The following is a 2839-nucleotide window of genomic DNA, read 5'->3' on the forward strand; positions in this document are numbered from 1 at the left end:
ACACGATCTGATCAGCTCTAAGAACAGCGAGCAACTCTCTTGGAAATATCTCGTGCATTCTTATCAAGTACTCTGATGTTATTCTTCTGCCTTTCAACTAGCAGTGAATAGTTGATTTACCAATACCTAGTTTCCAAGCGATCTTCCTAGTAGAACAGGGTCTTGTTCAACCTCATGAAGAGCTCTCGAGCTTGCCACTCCTCGAGAGCATGGGAGGAACTCTCGCATCCTATACTTTAGGACAATGAACAAGGTATAAAATTTTTCGTGGATTCAGCGCCGGGGGCGGGATTTGAACCCGCGCGAGGTTTCCCCCACCGGCTTAGCAGGCTGGTGAAATGCTATTTCCTGCCTCATGGTTTACGTTGAAGAACGGAACAGTTCCGAAAATTCTTTAACCTAGATGAAGGTCAATGAGCGTAATCAATCGGATAACTCAATGGTGGCTAAGATAAGTATTTTCGAGGGCTGGTAAGCATTAAACTTTGACGATCTTGCACGATCATGTAGTCTAAGCTTCTTTCCTTTGACTCTTTAAAAGCTCTCGTTATCCTTTATCTTATTTCAGCTTTAAAAATCCTCGGAGAATATACGAAAATGCCTGTGGTCGTGAAGTCTTACTCATTCCTGTAATCAATATTTCTAATGGTGGAGTAATGCTAGTTGAAGACTCTCGTGTTCTTCAATTAAGATCCGGCTTTGTCTTTAAAAGCGCTAGAGATGCTTTAGAGTACAAGTGTATCTGTAGGTTCAAGTTTATGCTCAGCGAATTGAAGAAGCTTGGTGAAAAAGTTTTAAGTATTAACTTACTTGGTATACCTGGTATACCATATGAGTGTTGCCGTGTCTATTAATGGTTCGTAGAGAGCTTGTTGAACTAGCTGATAAAAATGGTTAAATACGGTATTGCTAGAAGTAGATCACACGCTTTCAACATAATGATAGAGAAGGGTTTAGCCGAAGTTGCCAAGGAGGTCGAGTATTGGGATAATATCTACAGAAGAGCAGAAGAAACAGAGATGTAAGCTAAGACATGGTGGTTTAAACCAGATCCTGCAGGAGGAGAGAACAAGGTAAATCTAGTGTTAAGCTGGGTTGATCAAGTGATCTACGTAGATACTAATCTAATTCTATCCTACATCGATGAAGCCGACCCATATCACGAGAAAGCTGTTGAACTAATTAAAACACTAGGAGATAGGAGAGTTGTATCTAGGTTAACACTTGTGGAGCTAGTATCCATTTTCTCAAGAGCTGGATTAGAAGAACCCGTAGCTCTAGCACTTTACTCTGTAAGAAGCATTAAAGCAGATATGGTTCAGGTGGACTTCAACGAGGTTTTGAATCAAGCAGTGAAGTATGCACCTATATTGAGGCTTAGAACACTGGACTTACTACACTTGGTAGCAAGCTTACTGGCTGAATGTAGAAAGTTTGTTACACTAGATACAGATATGATCGAGAAATCCGGCATTATCTCGAAAACACTGGGTATAGCCTTAACAGGTTTGAAATTCAACTCCGTATCTAATTCATCAACAAGCTCTCTGACTACAGCCTCTAGATCCACCATGAGCTCTTCTCTAAGAAGCTCTTCTAGAGCTTCACTAAGCTCTTGATCTCTTGAAGAAGCAATATTTTTGAACTTCTTCCAGAGATCCTCATCAACGTAAATACTAGTCTTAATCTTACCTACTCCAACTCCCACACCTAGATATACCAGCATTGGTATATAAGTCTAGATGTTACAACCTCTATACCAACCTACCCAGCTACTTATCAAACCATTCACATTAAACCACCTCTAGATTAGTTTAACAACAACACACCCCCACCCCCGGGAACAAGCAATGCTCAGCTCAACACAATGCAGATTTCACATAAATCTACCTTCGCAAGAAGCATGCAATGATCAATGGAATCTAATGTACGTTGATGATCTGACTCTTTTCAAGACTTGAAGAACTAGGTTCCAGACTATAAAATCGATTTCTAATTAAACGCGTAGTCAAAGTATATGCCACCACCGCTGGAAGCCACTCCGCATAAGAGATCAGTTGTTAGCATTTTTACGCTACAGATTCTCCGCATGAAAACCAGTCGATTGTTTGACTAGTCCAAGGGATCACGCGTACAATGAGTTAAGATATTGAATGCCAGCAGATAATGAGGCTAATTAGTACTACGAGGAAAAGCAGCAGAACAACGAGGTAGTAATAAGCACTAGACTAGTTAAAACACTCCAATCAACGATAAGGAATAAACCTAAGAAATAATAATACTCTTCTTCCGCATGAAGCTTTCAACAAGCTTTCAAGCTGTCTCTCGGAGAGTTCTTCAATACTTCACACAGATATGTTGAAAGAAAATTCCACACCTTCATTACCATACCTCCCGGCAAATATGTCTAAGTCCACTCCTATACCCCATGAACCCTTAAACCTATAGGAAGCGTGTAGAAATCCTTCAAATACACCACACTTTACGTCTGAATCCTTAATGATTAAGTTAAACTTAGTTGATACTGGTGTTTGGAAGATCTCAACGACGCTTACGTTAAATACCTTCTTATTAACGAATAATAGTAGTTATAGCTGATATCACGAAAGTTATAAATGAATTTAACGCTGAATACATACCGAGTACTTGATTTACTACTACGACCATTAAAATACCTGCTAAAGAGATCGTAGCTACCGTTAAGATCGTTTAAATCATCGTAAAGTTCCAAGGCTGGAGACCTACACTACTTAACTACTGTAGATTGAGTTTACCTTAGGACGTAGTGCTATGAAGGTAATTGATTGTTTCTCGAGAATCCTTGGAGATAGAATTGGGG

Annotated in this window: 3 protein-coding genes; all 3 read left to right on the forward strand. The window is 39.8% G+C overall.

The features are described 5' to 3' along the window. Positions 1-656 precede the first annotated feature (656 nt). The 3 genes from QXV08_RS08600 to QXV08_RS08610 all read left to right on the forward strand — a co-directional run bounded on the left by QXV08_RS08600 (position 657) and on the right by QXV08_RS08610 (position 1619). Complete coding sequence (locus QXV08_RS08600) at positions 657-854, forward strand: hypothetical protein (protein ID WP_342821533.1); 198 nt, start codon at positions 657-659, stop codon at positions 852-854. Positions 855-890: 36 nt separating this feature from the next. After that, positions 891-1025, forward strand: coding sequence for a hypothetical protein (locus QXV08_RS08605; protein WP_342821534.1), 135 nt, complete (start codon positions 891-893; stop codon positions 1023-1025). 78 nt (positions 1026-1103) lie between these two features. Further along, the gene (locus QXV08_RS08610) at positions 1104-1619 is read left to right on the forward strand and encodes a PIN domain-containing protein (protein ID WP_342821535.1); all 516 of its coding nucleotides are present in this window, start codon (positions 1104-1106) and stop codon (positions 1617-1619) included. Positions 1620-2839: the final 1220 nt, after the last annotated feature.

It is taken from the genome of Desulfurococcus sp. (assembly GCF_038881575.1).
Taxonomy (GTDB): domain Archaea; phylum Thermoproteota; class Thermoprotei_A; order Sulfolobales; family Desulfurococcaceae; genus Desulfurococcus.

Excerpts from the sequence above, each read along its gene's own strand:
- QXV08_RS08600 (WP_342821533.1), top strand. The coding sequence starts at position 657 with ATGCTAGTTGAAGACTCTCGTGTTCTTCAATTAAGATCCGGCTTTGTC.
- QXV08_RS08605 (WP_342821534.1), top strand. The coding sequence starts at position 891 with ATGGTTAAATACGGTATTGCTAGAAGTAGATCACACGCTTTCAACATA.